The 4,902-nt window shown below is 45.8% G+C and carries 6 protein-coding genes; 3 read left to right on the plus strand and 3 right to left on the minus strand.

What is annotated here, in order from left to right; all coding sequences use genetic code 11:
• Window positions 1-562 (minus strand): SPFH domain-containing protein (locus tag ACTHUE_RS10975; RefSeq protein WP_440402880.1); only part of this gene is annotated, 562 nt, incomplete at its 3' end.
• A gap of 406 nt (window positions 563-968) precedes the next feature.
• Here ACTHUE_RS10975 and ACTHUE_RS10980 point away from each other — a divergent pair.
• The gene (locus ACTHUE_RS10980) at window positions 969-1,811 is read left to right on the plus strand and encodes an outer membrane beta-barrel protein (protein WP_107768873.1); all 843 of its coding nucleotides are present in this window, start codon (window positions 969-971) and stop codon (window positions 1,809-1,811) included.
• A gap of 201 nt (window positions 1,812-2,012) precedes the next feature.
• Here the strand turns inward: ACTHUE_RS10980 and ACTHUE_RS10985 are convergent, their stop codons facing one another.
• Window positions 2,013-2,411, minus strand: coding sequence for a DUF350 domain-containing protein (locus ACTHUE_RS10985; RefSeq protein WP_003686124.1), 399 nt, complete (start codon window positions 2,409-2,411; stop codon window positions 2,013-2,015).
• Between the two features lie 207 nt (window positions 2,412-2,618).
• On the opposite strand from ACTHUE_RS10985, the gene ACTHUE_RS10990 reads away from it, so the two are divergent.
• Complete coding sequence (locus tag ACTHUE_RS10990) at window positions 2,619-3,371, plus strand: CPBP family glutamic-type intramembrane protease (RefSeq protein ID WP_107768874.1); 753 nt, start codon at window positions 2,619-2,621, stop codon at window positions 3,369-3,371.
• Between the two features lie 73 nt (window positions 3,372-3,444).
• Here ACTHUE_RS10990 and ACTHUE_RS10995 read toward each other — a convergent pair whose 3' ends face one another.
• Window positions 3,445-3,792, minus strand: a complete 348-nt coding sequence (locus ACTHUE_RS10995; RefSeq protein ID WP_070461357.1) for a hypothetical protein — start codon at window positions 3,790-3,792, stop codon at window positions 3,445-3,447.
• 174 nt (window positions 3,793-3,966) lie between these two features.
• On the opposite strand from ACTHUE_RS10995, the gene ACTHUE_RS11000 reads away from it, so the two are divergent.
• Window positions 3,967-4,857 (plus strand): DMT family transporter, encoded by an 891-nt coding sequence (locus ACTHUE_RS11000; RefSeq protein ID WP_107768875.1) that lies wholly within the window; start codon window positions 3,967-3,969, stop codon window positions 4,855-4,857.
• Window positions 4,858-4,902 lie beyond the last annotated feature (45 nt).

Here is a 4,902-nt window from a genome sequence, read left to right on the forward strand (position 1 = left end):
AAACTTGGTTCGCCGCCATATCCAAGAATGGGATACCGGAGCTGCCGAACGCGGCCGCCAACTGGGTGACTGCGATATTGCGCAGTTGGTTTTCCAAGTCTACGCCGCTGTATTGCGCCGCCACACCGCTGACTTCTTTAAAGAATTTTGCCGGATCGCTGATGCGGTAAGAATACATACCGAACGAACGCAGTTGCACCGCGCCAAACTCGGCATCGCGTACGGTAATCGGTTGAGATGTACCCCATTTTCGTGCGAGCTGTTGTTTGGTATTGAAAAAGTAAACATCCGATTTAAAAGGGGATTCAAAAAGCTTGTCCCAGTTTTTCAAGTTGGTCAGCACCGGCAGCGTTTGCGTATTGAGCGTGTAACGCCCCGGACCAAACACGTCGGCGGTTACGCCTTCATCGACAAACATCGCCATCTGCGCCTCACGCACAGTCAGGCTCGCACCGTTTTGGATCTCCTCATCGGCAATCGGAAAACGCCACATCAGCAGGCTGTCGTCGGGATTCGGCCATTGAATGACGTCGATAAACTGTTTCTTGATAAAGTTGAACATCGCAGTTCCTTATTTGAAGAAGAAGGGATAACTTATGGGCAGCCAGGTCAATTTGCCTGGTCGGTTATATCGCTTATTTTATACAAATAGAATGTCATATGATATAAACATTCAAAATGTCTTAATGCATGGGAATAGAGTGGGTTGCTCTATCTATTTTTAGTGTTCAACCCACTAGCCGACCCAGAAACATTAACATATCATTAAAATTCATGCAGACTCTGTTTTACACTATTTTTCTGCTTTTACCTGCGCTATATCATAAAAAAGACAAATACAGGTAGAAAATCATTAAACACCATACCAAGCGTTCACTACACCTGTTAATATTTACCAAATCCTAGAAATTCATCATGCTGTATTGTCAAATTATCACATTGGCTTTCATAAAGTAAAAGGAATTTATATGAAAAATTCTGCTCATTTCTGTTTTGCAGTGTTAGCACTCTCTGCTGCCGTAAGTACACAGGCTGCCCGCCCTGTTGAATTTACCGTTGGCAGCGAATATTACAACGAGACCTATCGCGAATACGAACAAGATGGTAGTCGCTTAATGCAGCAAAAAGGCAACTTATGGTCTATTAATGCCGGCGTAAAATACCGTTTCAACGATCGCCATGCGGCAAAATTAGAAGGCCGTTATTCGCGCGGTAAAACAGATTACACAGGAAGTGTACAATATATAACTGAGGATTATATCGACGATTCAGCAAGTTATGGCTCAGCCACACTCAAAAATGCACCACGCCGCGCATACGATATCCGTGCCTTATACGAATATACACTCCCGATTAACGATCGCTTTAGCATTGCTGCCGGGGCCGGCTTGGGACACCGCGTTCTGAGAGACTTAAGTAGCCGCATTGATCCAAATGATTATGACCGCAAAAACCGAACCACATATGCGCAAATCAATACCGGAGTAAATATCGCCCTTCCTGCAAACTTTGAGATATCTCCCCGCATTGCCTACAATCGTGCCGTGAAAGGCCGCCAATATTCTTACGAACCCGACCAGGTAGAAACCCGAATGAAACAAGGCGGCGGACAAGGTATCGAGGTTGAAGTGCCTATATCTAAAAAATTCGCTAACGGCTCCAAAATCAGCCTCGCTCCATTCTATCGCGGCTGGAAAGTTAAAGAATCGAACCTTACCGTTACGGAAGAGTATGACTCATATGAATTGGGATCTATAGAACCTAAAAACCACACCCACGAAGCGGGCGTAAGATTGCAATACTCTTTCTAATTTGATGAACTTAAGTAGTTAAAATGTTTCAGACGGCCTTGTATATAACAGGCCGTCTAAATTTTTTGATGCTTTCAGAATTTCACTATAACGCCAATACCATCAGACATAAGACCTTATAAGTCAAAAAAATCTACCGATAATTTTTCTAGGTAGGAGTCAGGATCAGCACATCTTTTGCTATCCAACCAACCATCAAAATCAAGTCAAGCAAGCAGCGTTCAAAATGCCGATCGAGATGGACACTGCGCCAAACAGCGCACCTACGGCGACATTGTTGCCGATAAGTTCTGCGGTAGCGCCTTTAATCATCATTGTGGCAGCGAAATAGACAAAAATCTGAATCACTGCTGCGGCAAGTCCCCACAGGATAAAATCGATGAAGCTGACGCTGTGGGCAATGCTTGAGGCAAGCGTCAGACAGAAACCGACCAACGCGCCGCCAAACGATAAGGCGCAGGCAAGGTTGCCGTTTTTAATCAGGCGCAATTCTTCGGCAGGTGTAATCCGCAGATATACGGCACCGAAAACTACAGTCATGGCAACACCTGCCAACATATATTGCAGGTAGAGCAGATATTGGGACAGAGAAATACTCACGATTAAGATTCCTTGGTTTGCAATAGAGTGATTATGCCATATTTTTGAAGATAAACCCTTCGGAAAATACGGCATTTTAGAAGCGCTTCAGGCCGTCTGAAACGGTCTGATTTTTAATTCATGTTTTATTACGATAATTGTTGACGATTTTTGTATGTTTATGTAACTATTGCGCATTCCCATTTAATTAGAGTAAAGAGGAGAATTATGAGCATACTCGCCGCTATCCGCCCTAAAGAGCCTTTGCGCCATCTGCGCTGGTTTGACATGCTGATTGTTACCGCTATCCTGTTCGGTCAATTTGCCTACCGTTCTACCCAACTTTATATTGCCAGCCTGATGCCGCAAGTGGAAACGGCCGCTGTTAGCGAAGAAGTGCGCGATACTGCGGTAACCGGCGTGGCTTATTCTGAAAACATGAGCCTGCAGTTGACGCTACTTGCTATTGCTTTGATTTACCTCATTATCCGCCGTTTCGACTTCAAACAGTTGCCGATTCGCTTTAATTTAGGCGTATTGTTTTGGACGCCTGTGATTTTTATCCTGATGGGTCTGACCGCCGATGCGGTAACTTCGTTAAGCGGCGGCTATAATTACTTCACCACTGAAATCTTCCAATACATCAAACCATTATCCATTTTCGACAAATTCGCCGCCCTTGCGCCGATGGCCATCCTCTACGGCCTTTTAAACGGCTTTTACGAAGAATTCTGTTTCCTCGGCCTTTTAACCTGCGTGGAAGACAAATACAAATGGCAGGCATTGGCCTATTCAACCTTGGTACGTGTCTCCTTCCATACTTACCAAGGCATGCTTTGGGCGACCGTTATCGGCGTTGTTTTCGGCTTGATGTACTACTTCTTCTACAAATACAAAGTCAAAAACCTGTTGCCGTTTTTCCTGATTCACGCCTTGGCAGATATCTTCGGCTCCGGCTTCATCTATTTGATTTGCGCTTAATGGCAATAGTTGAATGAATAAACAAGGCCGTCTGAAACATCATTTTTCAGACGGCCTTTTATCATCTATCGGTTTACTTAATCAAAGTAATTGCCACATCCGCATCTTCGGTTGCAATTGCCTCAATCACTGCATCGCTGCCAAACCTCAACACCGAGCCTGCGCCGACAGTATGTTTTTCAGTCTGATTCAACGTCACGTCAAAGCTTCCTTTTCCAACGGCAAAAATCAGCGTTTTAAAACCCGGATGATCGTGCGGCTTAATCTGCTCCCCTTTCTTCATGTCTTTCTTAACGACCATGTAATTTTCGCCGCTGAAAATCTTACCGTTTTCGGAAGAAACCTCCCCCAAAGGCGCGGCAGAAACGGCAACGGAAAACAAAGCAGACAGCAATACAGCGGAAATATTGGAAACTTTCATGACAAGCCTTTCTTAAAACAGGGCTTCCATTCTATAAAAATCCACTTTATTCTTCAATAATAATTCTCATTTTCTAATAAAAAGACCGTCTGAAACCCAACGATATTGTTCAGACGGCCTGATTGACCTGTATAATATTTTCTTATTAATAAAACCGCTTTACACACCCATCAAATGGAAACCGTCAGAAAAGATCCGCTCGGCTCAGCATGGATGGTTATTGCCGCGCTCGGCTTTACCGTCATGAACCTCTCCGTCAAAGCCGCCTCAACGCAATTCGGCTTTTCCAGCGGCGAGCTGGTCTTTTGGCGCATGCTGGTCTCCACCCTGTTCTTAGGCATCATGGCCAAAGCGCAAGGCAACACATTTTCCACGCCGCATTGGAAAACCCATCTTAACCGCAGCGTCATCGGCACGCTTGCTATGATGTGCACGATTTATTCCGTCATGCATCTGCCGCTGGCAACAGGCGTCACACTCAACTACACGTCCTCCATCTGGCTTGCCATCTTTTCATTTTTCATTTTAAAAGAAAGAATTACGCTTTATACCCAAGCCATTTTGGTTATGGGCTTTATCGGCGTTATCCTGTTGCTCAACCCATCTTTTCAAGGCGGACAGGAATTTGCCGCGCTGGTCAGCTTAGCAGGCGGCGCCATGTCGGGCTGGGCGTATTTGAAGGTGCGCGAACTCTCGCTTTTGGGCGAGCCGGGCTGGCGCGTGGTGTTTTATCTGTCGCTTACCGGCCTGATTATGTCTGCCATTTGGAGTTGCTTTACCGGCTGGCATCCGCTGACCGTGTCTTCCCTGCCCTATCTGGCCGGCATCGGCATCTCCGCCATGATTGCCCAACTTGCCATGACCCGCGCCTATAAGGTCGGCAAGAAATTTACCGTTGCCTCGCTTTCCTACCTGGCTGTCGTTTTCTCCGCCCTGTCCGGCGTACTGCTTTTCGGCGATAAAATCACTTGGCAGGAAGCCGCCGGCATGGTTATCATTGTTGCAGGCGGCGTGTTCAGCAGTTTTACTCCGGCCTCAATCAAAAAATTTCTGATGAAGCAATAATTTAACAAGGAGAACACCATGATTTCCATCCGCGAACAATCTTAC

It is taken from the genome of Neisseria sp. P0021.S005 (assembly GCF_051956955.1).

Bases quoted from the DNA above. Each gene is read 5' to 3' on its own strand.
- ACTHUE_RS10980 (WP_107768873.1), top strand. From the start codon at position 969: ATGAAAAATTCTGCTCATTTCTGTTTTGCAGTGTTAGCACTCTCTGCT.
- ACTHUE_RS10990 (WP_107768874.1), top strand. From the start codon at position 2,619: ATGAGCATACTCGCCGCTATCCGCCCTAAAGAGCCTTTGCGCCATCTG.
- ACTHUE_RS10995 (WP_070461357.1), bottom strand. From the start codon at position 3,792: ATGAAAGTTTCCAATATTTCCGCTGTATTGCTGTCTGCTTTGTTTTCC.
- ACTHUE_RS11000 (WP_107768875.1), top strand. From the start codon at position 3,967: ATGGAAACCGTCAGAAAAGATCCGCTCGGCTCAGCATGGATGGTTATT.